At 31.2% G+C, this 401-nt stretch carries 1 protein-coding gene; it reads right to left on the minus strand.

The window, feature by feature from the left end:
• The coding region (locus K9V48_RS28645; protein ID WP_224142362.1) for a transposase at positions 1–284 on the minus strand (284 nt) is incomplete at its 3' end.
• Positions 285–401 lie beyond the last annotated feature (117 nt).

The following is a 401-nucleotide window of genomic DNA, read 5'->3' on the forward strand; positions in this document are numbered from 1 at the left end:
GCCATATCGAGAAAATATTTAAATGACATATCATATTGAGAACGTTCAACTATATCTACATCTGATAAATCATAGATAGATTTAAGCAATAAATATTTGAACATTCGAATTGGTGGTATAGCATTACGACCATTATCCAGACAATATTTTGTTTTTAATTCTTCGAGAATGAAGGAAAAGTCGACCAATTCGTTAATTTGACGAAGCATATTATTTTTGGGCACAACGATATTGTATATCGCTGCATATGGGCTAAGATTAAGAGACTCTTGATTTGAAATCATTTGGATATCACCTACATACAGTTAATAAAACCATTATAGAGTAAAAAGGCAGTTGAAAGTTCGATATAATCGAACTTTCAACTGCCTAATTTAATAATGGACTTTTTCAGTGGCCTC

The organism is Metabacillus rhizolycopersici, from assembly GCF_020075705.1.